Annotated in this window: 7 protein-coding genes and 7 pseudogenes; 11 read left to right on the forward strand and 3 right to left on the reverse strand. The window is 59.8% G+C overall.

Annotated features, from left to right (window positions below; genetic code table 11):
- Positions 1 to 287: 287 nt before the first annotated feature.
- Together OS035_RS32760 and OS035_RS32765 are read right to left on the reverse strand one after the other, a co-directional pair.
- On the reverse strand, positions 288 to 1,412 hold the full coding sequence (locus OS035_RS32760) for an alpha/beta fold hydrolase (protein ID WP_331815432.1): 1,125 nt from the start codon (positions 1,410 to 1,412) through the stop codon (positions 288 to 290).
- Positions 1,413 to 1,416: 4 nt separating this feature from the next.
- Complete coding sequence (locus OS035_RS32765; protein WP_331815437.1) at positions 1,417 to 2,073, reverse strand: poly(R)-hydroxyalkanoic acid synthase subunit PhaE; 657 nt, start codon at positions 2,071 to 2,073, stop codon at positions 1,417 to 1,419.
- 782 nt (positions 2,074 to 2,855) lie between these two features.
- Between OS035_RS32765 and OS035_RS32770 the strand changes: the two are divergent.
- The 9 genes and pseudogenes from OS035_RS32770 to repA form a co-directional block, all read left to right on the forward strand.
- Positions 2,856 to 2,945, forward strand: a pseudogene (locus OS035_RS32770) (nitrogen fixation protein FixA); the annotation flags it as partial.
- 14 nt (positions 2,946 to 2,959) lie between these two features.
- Positions 2,960 to 3,784 carry a CoA-transferase gene (locus OS035_RS32775; protein WP_331815440.1) on the forward strand — a complete coding sequence of 275 codons (825 nt, stop codon included), beginning with the start codon at positions 2,960 to 2,962 and terminating at the stop codon, positions 3,782 to 3,784.
- 153 nt (positions 3,785 to 3,937) lie between these two features.
- Positions 3,938 to 4,642, forward strand: a complete 705-nt coding sequence (locus tag OS035_RS32780; RefSeq protein WP_331815443.1) for a lytic transglycosylase domain-containing protein — start codon at positions 3,938 to 3,940, stop codon at positions 4,640 to 4,642.
- 118 nt (positions 4,643 to 4,760) lie between these two features.
- Positions 4,761 to 5,641, forward strand: a pseudogene (locus OS035_RS32785) (prenyltransferase/squalene oxidase repeat-containing protein); the annotation flags it as partial.
- Positions 5,638 to 6,525: pseudogene (locus OS035_RS32790) on the forward strand (terpene synthase family protein). The pseudogenes OS035_RS32785 and OS035_RS32790, both read left to right, overlap by 4 nt.
- Before the next feature lie 79 nt (positions 6,526 to 6,604).
- Positions 6,605 to 7,492: pseudogene (locus OS035_RS32795) on the forward strand (type 2 isopentenyl-diphosphate Delta-isomerase).
- A 929-nt stretch (positions 7,493 to 8,421) separates the two neighbouring features.
- Positions 8,422 to 8,646 carry a hypothetical protein gene (locus tag OS035_RS32800; RefSeq protein WP_331815445.1) on the forward strand — a complete coding sequence of 75 codons (225 nt, stop codon included), beginning with the start codon at positions 8,422 to 8,424 and terminating at the stop codon, positions 8,644 to 8,646.
- 185 nt (positions 8,647 to 8,831) lie between these two features.
- A complete protein-coding gene (locus OS035_RS32805) occupies positions 8,832 to 9,587 on the forward strand; it encodes an AAA family ATPase (protein WP_331815447.1) in 756 nt (251 codons plus the stop codon).
- 190 nt (positions 9,588 to 9,777) lie between these two features.
- Positions 9,778 to 11,031, forward strand: a complete 1,254-nt coding sequence (repA, locus tag OS035_RS32810) for a plasmid partitioning protein RepA (protein ID WP_331815449.1) — start codon at positions 9,778 to 9,780, stop codon at positions 11,029 to 11,031.
- Positions 11,032 to 11,938: 907 nt separating this feature from the next.
- Here the strand turns inward: repA and OS035_RS32815 are convergent.
- Positions 11,939 to 12,064, reverse strand: a pseudogene (locus OS035_RS32815) (IS3 family transposase); the annotation flags it as partial.
- Between the two features lie 184 nt (positions 12,065 to 12,248).
- On the opposite strand from OS035_RS32815, the pseudogene OS035_RS32820 reads away from it, so the two are divergent.
- Together OS035_RS32820 and OS035_RS32825 are read left to right on the forward strand one after the other, a co-directional pair.
- Positions 12,249 to 12,428 (forward strand): annotated as a pseudogene (locus tag OS035_RS32820) (IS21 family transposase); the annotation flags it as partial.
- Positions 12,429 to 12,570: 142 nt separating this feature from the next.
- Positions 12,571 to 12,787 (forward strand): annotated as a pseudogene (locus OS035_RS32825) (IS6 family transposase); the annotation flags it as partial.

The raw sequence follows: 12,787 nt of genomic DNA on the forward strand, positions 1-12,787 counted from the left end.
TGTAGCAAAAGCAGTTTCTCAGATTCGCAGCCCCGATGCACCCCTTACTTTGAGAGATTCGGGCTAAAGCCGACCGGTCTCGGAACCCTGCAAATGTCAACGGAAATACCCGTGGGCCACTCGTAGCGCTTACAGCCTTCCCGCCTCGATCGCCTTCTGAACGCCTCGGCCATGGCCCAATTGCCCAGTCCGCGATCAGCGGGATATCCCGGAAGACATTCCTATCGGCCGAACGGATTTGTCGGGACGTCTTCGCGGGAGCAAATCTAGTTTTTTATAGCTGTCGCCTACTCGTCCCGTGCCTTGAGCCATTCGGCTATGATTTCGGCGAGACTGCCCTGCGACTTGCTGGAAACGAACAAGCCGACATGCCCGCAGTCAAGCCCAATCTCTTTATACTCGGTCGTGCCGATCTTGCTGCCGAGCGCCTTCGAGCAGGCCGGCGGAATGATATGGTCGTTCAGCGCGAAGATGTTGAGCACGGGCGCGACGATCGCGCGAAGGTCGACGACGCGGCCCGATAGCTCGAAGCTGCCCTCGACCAGGCGGTTCTCGTGATAGAGCTCTTTCAGCCATTGCCGGCCGGCTGCGCCCGGGTGGTCCGGCCGGTCGGCCAGCCATTTCTCCATGCGCAGGAAATTCATCAGCTTGTCCTTGTCGCCGAGTATTTCGAGGAGGTCGACATTGTACTTGGTGAGCGAGCGCATTGGCGTCATGAGCGTGAAGATCAAGCCCATGAAATCGCCGGGGATGACGCCGCCCAGAGCATCGATGATACGGTCGATATCCTCGGGCGCAAGCGAGCGCGTCCAGGTATTGAGCAAGCCCTGGTGGGCCGGCGCGTCGTCGATATCGGCGTGGAAGCCGATTGGCGTGGCGGCCAGGACCAGGTTCTTGACCTTCTCCGGATAGAGCGCCGCATAGCAGGTGGCGAGGACACCACCCTCACAGATGCCGAGCAGCGTGACTTTGTCATGGCCCGTTTCACGGCAGATCCATTGCACCGCCTCGTGGATATAGTCCACATAGTCGTCCATCGTCAGCCAGCGCTCGCCGCGGCCGGGCTGACCCCAATCGTTCAGCCAGATGTCGATGCCCTTGTCGAGCAGGCTGCGAACCAGCGAGCGGTCGGGCTGGAGGTCCAAAAACGTATAGCGGCCGATCAGGCCGTAGACCATGAGAACCGGCGCCTCGACGGTGCGCTCGGCTGTCGGCTCGTAGCGGAACAGCTCCACCTTGTCGCGACGCATGACGAGCGTCTTCGGCGTCGCTCCGATATCGACATCCACTTTGCCGGTGGCGGCGAGCACGTCCGCCGCCTTGTGGAACCGGCCGAAATTCTCGGCACAATCCTTCATGAAGCCGTTGAAGGTGTTGAAGGTGTTGAAGGTGGTGTAACTGGGGTCTGTCATGATCTTATCCCTCTCCTGGTTGTCCGACGACGCCTTCGCGACCTTCGGCCTCATGGCGCTGTGTCGCCCTGAGGCTGGCGCGCACCTCCCGCCTAAGTTCCGTGATCTGGCGCGCCAAGTCGTCTAAATCGTGCTGGGTCGGAACGCCGAACAGCCGGCCGACGCTGTCTGCCACTTCCTGCTGGCGGGTGCGCAGGTCCAGCACGGAGCGCAACAATTCACGCTGCGCGGCCAGGAAATCCTTCGAGCGCATATTGCTGATCAGTTCCTTGTCGGCGATGTCGCGCCACGCTTCAAAGCCCTTGCGCCAGTCGAAATCCTTGGCGTCTTCTTTCTCCGTATCGGCGAGCGACGCGCTGTAGCGTTCATAGGCTTTGCCCCACGGCACGGAGGCGATGGCATGATAGACCCCCATGCGTTGGCATACGTCCATCCAGGCCGCCATCAGCGCGTAGACCTGCCGGTTAAGGTTCCACATGTCGGCAAGGCGCGGGGCTTCCACCATGCGCTTGATGGCTTCTCGTCGCCCTGCGCGACGGCAAACAGGCTGCTGTCGACCGCGCGCGTGGTAAGGAAGGGGATCATCCAGTTGGACCACAATTTTTCGAGCTTCATCTGCTTGCTCCACGTTGCTGCGCCACATTTCCGTGATGCGCAGCATGATCCGGGATTTTCTTAAGCTCTACGACAAGGAGGTCGGACGCCTTGATCATAGGTTCCTTCGAGGACTTCATGATACTTTCCCCCTTGTTCCGTTAACGCACTTAGGCGGGGGCGTGTAGGCGGCCACCCACCTGCCGTAACCCGCCTTGCGGTTCCCCCATTTCCTGAGCCGCTTGACAAAAAACGCTTTGCTTCGACACAGAGCAGCCATTGTCACTTCCTTTTCGTGTTCGAACCGACCGATGCGATGCCGCGACATCGGACGCGGCTGGTTCCGTCGCAGCCCTAGAACAATTTTCAAGCGTCGTGCCAATCAAGCTAGTTGATGGGGCAGAAGTCGAAAATGGTGCTGCCGCAAACACTTAGAGGGATAAAATACCGGATCGAAGAATCCTAAAGCGTGTCACGAAACCGACGAAGATGACGACAATGTCGCACATATGTCGTGAGGCTCCTGAAGAGACCGCGGAGTGTAAGCGCCAATGCGCAAGCAATTCCTGGTCGAATGAACTACACTTGACGCAAATGCTGCAATTGGAAAGCCGCGCGATGCTCTAGCGAAATCGTTTGCGGTCAAGAATCTTGCAAGCAGTGTTGCACCTCTGCCAAGGGCACGCAGCCACCCGTGTCGCGAACCTGACAATTTGTCGCACTGCGGACCACTAGCGAAGCCCAACCCGCCCGAAACACGCACGTTACACACCGCACAATTGGCCTGGCACGACGAGTGCTAGGACCGACCGAGACACAAAACTACATTCGGTTGGAGTCAAAGACAGCATGAATATCGCGGTCTGCATAAAGCAAGTGCCTGACTCCGCACAGATCCGGGTTCATCCGGTTACGAACACGATCATGCGCCAAGGCGTGCGGAGGGGACAGCTATGAGGGACAAGATTTGTTCGGCCGCCGAAGCAGTCGCGATGATCCGCCCAGGCGCTACAGTTGTCACTTCCGGCTTCGTAGGCGTCGGCACGCCGGAGGCGTTGATCGCCGCCCTCGAGAGGCGTTTCCTCGAATCGGACGAGCCGCGCGCTCTCACCCTCGTCTTTTCCGCCGCCCCGGGCGACAACAAAAGCAAGGGCCTCAACCGACTGGCGCATGATAGGCTGGTGAAACGCCTCATCGGTGGGCATTTCGGACTGGTGCCGAAGCTGACGCAGCTGGCGATCAGCGGCAATTGCGAGGCCTACAATCTGCCGCTCGGTGTCATCTCCCATCTCTACCGCGAGATCGCCGGGGGCAGGCCCCGGCTCTTCTCGAAAGTCGGGCTTGGGACCTTCATCGACCCGCGCAACGGCGGCGGCAAGATGAATTGCAAGACGACGGAAGACCTGGTCGAGCTGAGGGAGTTCGGGGGCGAGGAGTGGCTCTTTTACAAAACCTTCCCCATCGATCGCCTTTCTGCGCGGCAAGACGGCCGATCCATCCGCAACGTCACGATGGAGAAGGAGGCCGCGACGCTCGACAACCTGCAGCTCGCCATGGCCGGCAAGGCCAGCGGGGTATCGTCATCGTGCAGGTCGAGCGCATCGTCCCCGCCGGCTCGCTGCACTCGCGTGACATCAAAATCCGCGGGCACCTGGTCGACTACGTCGTCGTGGCCCAGCCGAATGATCACATGCAGACCTATGCGACCGATTACAACGGCGCCTTCTCCGGCGAATTCCGTGCGCCGCCGGACAGCGCCCGCTCCATGGAAAACTTAACGCACCTTCACGCTGATCAAATCGGCGAAGAGAACAGCGTGAGCTCCGGCGTGGACATGTCCCCCATGCACGGGTTCATCAGGTGCAGTCGGCCGGGCGGAGACAGTGAGGGAGGTCGATGTTGCTCAGCGAGCTTGGAGAGGATCCGAAGAAATGGTCGTCGAAGTTCTGCGAAATGGGATCGGGTGGTGGTCGATGAGCTACGCGAATCGTTCTGAGAGACCTACGGCTACTGTTTTTCTTCTTGCTGCAAGTCTTGTCGGCAGCCAGGGCCAAGCACAGCTGCCTGTCATTGATAGTGCCCGACAGAAGAGCCAGCAGGCGACATCAAACTGGTACCAGCGCTGTCAGGCCGATACCAGGAAACTGAAAGACACCTCGGGTGGAACGATGGACAGCGTAGCGCCGGAAGCGATGCCGAGCCAACAGGAAGTTGCCCGGATAGTCGAGGATGAGGCAATCCGGCAGGGAGTCGATCCGAACTTCGCGCTCGCCGTTGCCGAGCAGGAGTCCGGCTTCCGTCAGTCAGCGCGCTCGGCGGTCGGTGCGATCGGCGTCATGCAGCTAATGCCGAGGACCGCCGCCCAGCTCGGCGTCAACCCTTGTGACACTCGCGACAATATTCGAGGCGGCGTCAAATACATCAAGCAGCTGCAGGGAATTTTCGGCAATCGATATGACCTGATCGCCGCCGCCTACAATGCTGGCCCCTATCGACGGTCGCTTCAAAACGGCCAGATTCCCAACATTCCGGAGACGCGGGACTACGTCCAGAAAGTCTCCAATTATTACAGTCGCAACAAGGCCCAGAACGGCGGCCGCATACCTGTCGAGGGGCCACCGAACCCGATACCGTAAGTTACTGGCCGGACCTGGCGAGCAGCTCAAGCAAAGCCGTCGATCCCAACACGCAGGCGCGGGTCGATCGGGGTCGGTCCGGTAAGCTTTTCGGACAATCACCCGAAGCGAACCGGCACAAGCGGCATCGCGGGCAACGCGCAACGGCATCGAAGGTGTCGTTCTCAATGTCTGGCCGATCAATGTGTTCGAGCCATGCTGGTCACTGTACACCCTGCATCTGGCCGGGCTGTTCGCCCATCCCGCGCTCGCCGAGGCGGTGCGCGTGATCGTCGCGCAGCTCGACGCCCACCTGGGCATGTTCGGACTGGGCCCGGCCTTGCACTTCGCAGTTGATGCGGACGACACCGCTGTCGCGTTGTGCGTGCTGCGCCTTGCAGGTCGCGACCCGGCGGTCGATGCGTTGCGCCATTTCGAAATCGGCGAGTTGTTCGTTACGTTCCCCGGCGAGCGCAACGCTTCGGTGTCGACCAACATCCATGCCCTGCATGCGTTGCGGCTGTTAGGAAAGCCCGCTGCCGGCACCAGCGCTACGTCGAGGCCAATCGCAACCCGCACGGTCTATGGGACAACGATGAATGGCACGTTTCATGGCTATATCCCACCGCGCACGCGGTCGCTGCGCTAGCGCAAGGCGAGCCCCAGTGGCGCGACGAGCGCACGCTGGCGGCGCTGCTGCAGGCGCAGCACGACGACGGCGGCTGGGGCGCCGAGCGCACGTCCACATTCGAGGAAACCGCCTATGCTCTGTTCGCGTTGCACGCGATGGACGGGAGCGAAGAGCCAATAGGGCGCCAGCGCATTGCGCAGGCGGTGGCGCGTGCGCTGGAGTGCATGCTCGCCCGCCATGCGGCGCAAGCAGTGCCGCAGACCCCGCTGTGGATCGGCAAGAAATTGTATTGCCCCACCCTGGTGCGCGTGGCCGAACTCGCCGGGTTGTGGCTGACGCTTCGTTGGGGACGGCGCATTCTGGCAGACGAAGCAGGAGCGGCGCCATGAGCCAGACCGAACGCGCGCTGCAGCAGGTGCTTGAGTGGGGGCGCTCCCTGACCGGGTTTGCCGACGAGCATGCCGTGGAAGCGGTCAGGGGCGGCCAGTATATCCTGCAGCGCGTCCATTCGAGCCTGCGCGAAATCAGCGACAGCACCGGCCGCGATCCGGAGGACGAAACGCCGATCGTGGCATTCTATCGCGAACTGGCGCTGCTGTTCTGGCTAGACGATTGCAACGACCTTGGTCTAATCGCGCCGGAGCAGCTCGCCGGCGTGGAGCAGGCGCTGGGGCAGGGCGTGCCGTGCGCGCTCCCCGGATTCGAGGGCTGCTGTGCTGCGTGCTTCGCTGGCCGCGCTCGCCTACGACCATCGCGACTATGCTCAGCTTCTCGATGAACCCGGTGCTCCTGTGCGGCACTGCGCGCCGGACACGCGCAGGCGGCAGGGGCGGAACGCTGGTCCTACGCCGAGTACCTGCACAACGGCATCGAATCAATTGCCTACGCGAACGTATTCTGTTGCCTATCGTTGCTGTGGGGGCTGGACATGGCGACCTTGCGCGCGCGTTCGTAGTTTGCCAGGTCATCCGGCTCATCTCCGCGATAGGACGCCTGCAGAACGAACTGCATGGACGCAATAGGGACATGTCGGCCGGCGAGCCGGACAACGCGGCGATCCTGCTGGTGGAGCGCTATCCAGCTATGCCTGTGGTGGAGTTCCTCAACGGTGGACGGCTATACGCGCATGCTGCACCGGGCGGAAGAACGCTTTCCCGCGCCATGGGAACAGTTGATCGAGGCAATGGCGGCCATCCGCGCGAAGTACTACCAGACTTCAACAAGCCGCTACCGCAGCGACGCTCCAGTGGGGAGGCCGGCGTGGCTGGTCTGAACGGGCGGGAGGCGGCGCCGTGCCCGTGCTGCCGCCGGTTCGATCCGACGGAACGTCCGATGCCGGGGAAGGGGCGATCATGAGCGACACTGCCTTAAGCCGGCGAAAGGACGACCATCTGGACATTGTGCGGGCTCAGCGAACGGCGCCAGCCACCGGCGCCGGCGGCGGGGAGTACATCCATTTCGAACACTGCGCATTGCCCGAGTTGGACCTGACGCAGATCGACCTGCGCGCCTCGCTGCTGGGCAAGACCATGCGCGCGCCGCTGCTGATCAGTTCCATCACCGGCGGCATGCAACGCGCCGAGGCCATCAACCAGCATCTGAGCGAGGCAGCGCAAGCCCTGGGGATCGCAATGTGCGTCGGTTCGCAGCGCGTGAGCTTGCAATCGCGCAGCTTCCAGGGGCTGACGGGCGTGCTGCGCCGCCTGGCGCGGCGTCTTGGCGCAGATCGCTCGCGTCGCTTGAGCGTACCAATCGTGGCCAAGGAAGTGGGGTCGGGCTGTCCGCCTCGGTGGGCTGTTCGCTCGTCGAGGCGGGCGTCGCGGTGATCGATGTGGCCGGCGCCGGCGGCACCAGTTGGGCCGCGGTGGAGGGCGAGCGCGCCCGCGGTAGCGCCGACCGTGCAGTGGCGATGGCGTTCGCCGATTGGGGGATTCCGACGCCGGCCAGCGTGACGGTACGTCGGGCGCTGCCAGGGGTGAAACTGATCGCGTCGGGCGGGATCCGCGACGGCGTCGACGTAGCCAAGGCGTTATGGCGCGGACATCGCCGGGCAGGCGGCCGGCGTTCTGGGCGCGGCGACGGTGTCCACCGAGGCGGTTATCGCGCACTTCGAGATCGTCATCCGCCAATTGGCCGTCGCGTGCTTCTGCACCGGCTCGGCTGATCTGGCGGCGTTGCGTCAAGCGCGCTTGTTGCCCCCTTTGATGCCGGCGCCCCCGCACGTGGTGGCGGGCGTCTAGCGCTGCTAACACCTACACCAAAGCTCGTCTTTTTCGACGAGGAATATATGCGATGCTATCAAAGCGAGAACTTAGCTATCAGGTTCTTGCGTCAGAATGGTGGCTGCGCTCAAGGAAGTCGGGAGGATTGCGACGTCGTTGTTTATCGATGTGTGATTGCTGCAAAGTGCTCGTTGGCTGGGACGGCATTGTTTTTATACCTTGACGGCGTAAAGACGTTCATGCACATTAAAAGCCCTCAAAGGTAGTATTCCTCTTTCTGAGAAGACAGCTCGGTGCTTCAGCACCATCGAAAGGACTCTGGGTCGCATGCACGCTAAGGCGCGCCCGTTTGGAGGCATTACTGCCTGAAGGGCAGCCAAACCGACTTCGTCTGGGCGACCGGCGTGGCGACGCATCTCGGCAATTCGGGGCCGAATTCGCCGACATTTCGTCCTGTATCACCTGCCAGTGCATGGCTTGAGCCGCAGCGTGAGATCCATAGGGTGGAAATACCCGATCGACAGGTTGCCAAACCGCCAGGACTCCCGGCGGCACAGCATGCTCCGTTGGTTCTGCCAAGAAAAGCGGCAATGCCAAAGCCACAAGATGCGCAGGATTGCACGTATTGCATTGCTGCATTGCAACATCGATATTCATCTTCCTGCGAAATATGCTACAACACGCTCATAGAAACGGCAACACGCTCATAGAAACGGCAACACGCTCATAGAAACGGCAACACGCTCATAGAAACGGCTCCTCCTCCCATAGCCGTTCGATAGGATCGACAGCACTCCTCCTCCCGAGCGCCGTCAACGCGGAGGGAATAAAGACTATGCCCCAATCCATCTGGTCCTGCAGATGGGGCACCGGATTAACATTGGCCCCCGCCACGACGCTGCCCGAGAAAGGAGCTGCCGAAGTTGCCTCGCGATGAAGTTGTGCGCATGATCGTCAATCTTCGTGATCGGCGCGCGGTCCGGCATCGCTCCGGCAGCGGCAGCGACCCAGGCTCGCTTGTTTCGCGGAAGACGAGATCTGATCTTGCGCGCGAACGCCGCAAGGTGCTGCGCCAGACCTGCTTCAGCCGAGGGGCGAGGATAAGGCTGGGTTGTGCACTTGATGTCAAATGCCACACCGAAACGATCGTGATTCGCGAGTCCACCTATTAGGCTAATTGGGACACGCGGGGTCGCATGAACCACAGCAGGCCGTACTAGGGCGAAGGTGTGGCACTCGGGGGTCGAGTGGTTCCTGCCAGAGGCCAGCCATGGAGGATTGTTCGGGGCTCATACATATGCTAAATCATGACAGTCTAAACACATCGCATACAAGAGAAACCTCCACCGGGAGACTTATGCTGCATTCTGAGATTCCAAGCTTTCAAACGGTGAAAGCGTCGGAGCGTATTTTGCGCCATGCCAAAGAAATCGAGGCTCGCGTAACCAAGCGGGGGCCACCTCCTAAACATCGGTACGAAAGGACCCTTCGGTCGTTCTCCTTGGGCGAGGTTGCCGAGATTCTCCGCGTGTCGGGCAGTTATCTGCGCCAGTTGTCAATTGATGGGCTGGGGCCGACACCGGAGCTAGGGACCGCAGGACGGCGCTCCTACATGCTTCGGCAGATCAACGACCTCCGTGTTTATCTCGCTGCGGTCCGTCCGAAAGAGGCTTTGAAGTTTTGCCCGCGCAGGCGCGAGGGTGAGAAACTACAGATCATCTCAGTAGCCGCCGGCTCCGCAAGCACCACCACATCGTTCTATCTGGCTCAGGGCCTTGCAATTCAAGGATGCCGAGTTCTCGCGATAGATCTCGATGTGCAGGGCGCATTGTCAAAAATGTTCGGTTATCCTCCGGCCGACGATATCGCCCACTATCCGAGCATGTATTCCGCTTTGCGCTATGATGAACGTCGGGTCAGTATGCGCCGTGTAATTCAACCAACCCATTTTGATGGGCTTGATTTCGTGCCGGGTACTTTCGAACTCGGCCATTTCGAAGTGGAAAGTTCGCGGCGCTACCGCAGCGAGTGGGGGTACCCAGATGCTAGCATCAGAATGTTCGATGCCGTCAAGAAAGTCGAGGAGGATTACGACGTCGTCGTCATCCACTAGGCCTGGAGGCTTTCTGACCGCGGCGCGTGTGAAGCAGCGACCGGCCTGCTGGTGACGGTCCGCTCTGGATGGCCTGAGATAGTGTCAATGACCGATTTCCTCGAGTTTTGCTCGCATTACGTCTCCTTGATCGAAAAGGCTGGAGGTCCGTACAGCATGATTTCACCAAGCGCCGTCATCGGGAGACTTTATGCCTAATTCTGAGAATCCAAGCTTTCAGACGGAGAAAGCGTCGGAGCGCATTTTGCGCCATGCCAATGAAATCTCGGCTTGCCTATTCAAGAGGAGGGCAGTTCCTAAGTTACTAGAACCCGAAGACAGGACCCTTCGATCGTTCTCCTTGGGCGAGGTTGCCGAGATTCTCGGCGTGTCGGGCAGTTATTTGCGCCAGTTGTCAATTGATGGGCTGGGGACGACACCGGAGACAGGGACCGCAGGTCGACGCTCCTATACGCTTCGACAGATCAACGAACTCCGTGCCTATCTCGCAACGTCTCGTCGGAAAGAGGTTTTGAAGTTTTGCCCGCGCAGGCGCGAGGGTGAGAAACTACAGATCATCTCAGTAGCCGGCTCCGCAAGCACCACCACATCGCTCTATCTGGCTCAGGGCCTTGCACTTCAAGGATACCGCGTTCTCGCTATAGACCTCGATCCGAATGGCTCATTGTCGAAAATGTTCGGTTATTATTTTCCGAATATCGGTTTTCCCGACCGCTGCGTGAGCATGTATGGCGCGTTACGCTATGATGACGATCGGTCCAGTATGAGCTCTGTAATCCGACCCACCTATTTTGATGGTCTTGATCTTGTGCCGGGTACTTGCGAGCTCGAAATATTCGAACGGGAAAGTACGAAGCGCTTCCACAGTGAGGACTTGAGAATCGCAGACGCTAGCATAAAAATGGTGTCTGCGCTTAAGGAAGTAGAGGCGAATTACGACGTCGTCGTTATCCGCTGTGGAGGTGGAATCTTTCTGACCGCAGGTGCGTATGGAGCAGCGACCGGCGTGCTGATGACGGTCCGCCCTGAATGGCCTGAGATCATGTCAATGCACATCTCCCTCAGCTTTTTATCGGATTTCGTCTCTTTGATGGAAGAGGCTGGAATGTCGGTAAATCACGATTTCACCAAATTCTTGGTGACAAGGCACAACCCGCGTGACTTCTCGCAGCAGGAGGCAGTCGCATTACTGAGGGAGTCCCTGGGGCATGATCTGTTGCCCGCGACCGTCTGGGAATCGGACGCGATCCGGGACGCGGAGGTCAAAAAGCGATCGTTGTATGAGTTGGTAGCCGGGGCGGTAGGCCGATCGGCGTACGAACAAGCGATGGAAACACTGAATTCCACGAATGCGGAGGTAATGGACATCATATACGAGGTTTGGGGCCGTCCCCGGATGTATGTCATGAGGGCTTCGCGCACTGCAGGTAAGGCGAGCTCCTAATCGAGAGGACTTGATGGTTGTATCATCAACGCCGGCCACGCCGCGTGCGTCTGGTGATTGCCGCCTGTCTCGAGGGAATCGAGATCCCTGGTCGCAGAATCCACCACGAGAATGGCGCCAGGCGTCCCATCGTCGAAAACAGCCTTCGTGAGCCACTCGGCCCGGCTATGATCGATATGATTGGGATTAGGATAATCAGGGGCGTGCAACGAGCTCAAAGCTCGCAAATTCGATCAAGTCCTAATCCGCGTAACGCCATACAGGCCCTCAGTGCATATGCTGCCGCAACGATGGGGCCTGACACATGACCGCGCCCGTTCACATGCTCAAGAAAGCTCGACGCCTACTTGCATAGCCCCTAGCATTTATAGGAAGGCCGCCCCAAACACCCCTACCGCCGAACCAATGTTGTTTCCGACATACCCGATCGCGTGGATCGGGCCGACTGCGCCTAACCCGACCGCTCCCGTGACAATCTCAACTCCGCCGGCCTTATATTTGTTCTGCAGCTGTATAAGGTCGGGCACCGCCGATGGTCCGCCACAGGCGGCTCAAAATTCGGCGGTGCACACAGTCGCCGCCGCGCAAGCAAGTATTGTGGGCAGCTAGCGAACGCGATGGATTAAAAGCCAGGCTGCCTAACTCCTAGCACTGACAAGGGATTTGCTGTTCCGTCTCTGTTCGCCGGTCATGGTCATGACTCTGGAGCGGAGAATTGGGGGGCCATCGCATCGCTCGTCGAGACGGCCTTATGCCGCGCGCGGCATAAGGCCGTTTATGCCGACCGTCGAACTATGCCGAGTGTCTCTTCTATTGTTTGCAGCAAACCGTGCGTTCCCGGCCAGTTCGGCGGGTCGCTGTTTGTTTGGCACTCGGCATAGTTCTCATGTGACCTTGCCCCCAAGTTTTATCCAGTTTTGAGTTCGCTCCAGCGGTTTTTGGTTTGTGTTGTTGGGTCGGTAGCGGCGGGTTGCGGTGCGGAGCCATTTCGGCTGCGCAGCACCGCATCACGTCGCGGGTTGAGTGTCTGAGTGCGCGGCGACAACCAAGGTGAGACTCAGCGTCAATCAGGATGAGACTCGGCGGCGGGGGTGTGACGAAGGGAGGGCGTAGCCCGACCGGAGTTACACCCCCGCCGCGGCGCAATTTTTCGGCGTCTCATGATCGCGGTTGGCCCGGTAGCGTGGGTGATTTTCTGAGAATGGAGAATCACCTTTGTGCCGGGTCGCCATGTAACCGATCATCAGACGAGGCTTTTTATGAAGTACCGACAAAACAATTCCATCGAGGTCTCCGCCGCCAAGGCGTCGATCAGCCGGGCGACGGCTTACCGCATCGAGAAGGATGCGCGTCTTCCATCGCAGACCAGGCCGCCGCGCGACCGGCGTCGCCCCGATCGGGGCTTGTCAGGAATTCTGTGCGGGGGGCCGGTTCATTAGTTGAAGAACCGCTCGCCGAAGATGACGGCGAACTGTGTCTTTGCTTCGACCGGCATCGTAACGTTAACCGGACATCGATCAAAATGTGGGATCTGGCGGCATGACCAGATCTAGCCGTGATCCACTTTATCGTCGCCACCGATTTCCAGCCGAGGTGATTGCCCATGCTGTTTGGCTATATTTCCGGTTTCCGCTTAGTCTGCGGATGGTTGAGGATATGCTGGCAGCGTGTGGCGTCGTCGTCTCTCACCAGACCGTGCGACTTTGGGCTAAGAAATTCGGCAGACACTTTGCCAATGATATCCGGAAGCGATCTG

The sequence above is a fragment of the Rhizobium sp. 268 genome, assembly GCF_036571585.1.
GTDB lineage: Bacteria > Pseudomonadota > Alphaproteobacteria > Rhizobiales > Rhizobiaceae > Rhizobium > Rhizobium redzepovicii.

Bases quoted from the DNA above. Each gene is read 5' to 3' on its own strand.
- OS035_RS32805 (WP_331815447.1), top strand. From the start codon at position 8,832: ATGCTGCATTCTGAGATTCCAAGCTTTCAAACGGTGAAAGCGTCGGAG.
- OS035_RS32800 (WP_331815445.1), top strand. From the start codon at position 8,422: ATGATCGTCAATCTTCGTGATCGGCGCGCGGTCCGGCATCGCTCCGGC.
- OS035_RS32775 (WP_331815440.1), top strand. From the start codon at position 2,960: ATGAGGGACAAGATTTGTTCGGCCGCCGAAGCAGTCGCGATGATCCGC.
- OS035_RS32765 (WP_331815437.1), bottom strand. From the start codon at position 2,073: ATGCTGCGCATCACGGAAATGTGGCGCAGCAACGTGGAGCAAGCAGAT.
- repA (WP_331815449.1), top strand. From the start codon at position 9,778: ATGCCTAATTCTGAGAATCCAAGCTTTCAGACGGAGAAAGCGTCGGAG.
- OS035_RS32760 (WP_331815432.1), bottom strand. From the start codon at position 1,412: ATGACAGACCCCAGTTACACCACCTTCAACACCTTCAACACCTTCAAC.
- OS035_RS32780 (WP_331815443.1), top strand. From the start codon at position 3,938: ATGGTCGTCGAAGTTCTGCGAAATGGGATCGGGTGGTGGTCGATGAGC.